This is a genomic window from Streptomyces sp. MK7, from assembly GCF_032658145.1.
GTDB lineage: Bacteria > Actinomycetota > Actinomycetes > Streptomycetales > Streptomycetaceae > Streptomyces > Streptomyces spiralis.
On record NZ_JAVACL010000173.1, the window covers coordinates 1 to 371 of the forward strand.

The following is a 371-nucleotide window of genomic DNA, read 5'->3' on the forward strand; positions in this document are numbered from 1 at the left end:
GCGGTCACGATCGCGGTCATCACGCCGGCCGTAGCCACCACGGTCGCCATCGCGCCGATCGTCACGCCGATCGTCACGCCGGTCATCGCGGCGATCATCCCGCCGGAAGCCGCCCCGGTCGCCGCGCTCGGCGCCTCGGCGGTCGTCCCGACGGCCGTAGCCACCACGGTCGTTGGTGCGTCGCGGACCACCGCGGTGTCCGCCACGGTCACCGCGTTCGCCACCGTCCCGGCGGCGCTGATCACGTTCCGGACGCTCGTCGGGAGAGTTGGTGGACATCGGTGACTCCTGTCTTCGGTACCGCAAGCATTGTAAAAACGAAAGGACCCCTGGTCCCAGCTGAACGCTGGTGACCAGGGGTCCTCCAAAGA

General features: G+C 69.0%; 1 protein-coding gene. It reads right to left on the reverse strand.

Features of this window, described 5'->3' with window-relative positions:
* The coding region (locus R2S09_RS40355) for a hypothetical protein (protein WP_399145761.1) at nucleotides 1-245 on the reverse strand (245 nt) is incomplete at its 3' end.
* Between the last annotated feature and the right edge of the window lie 126 nt (nucleotides 246-371).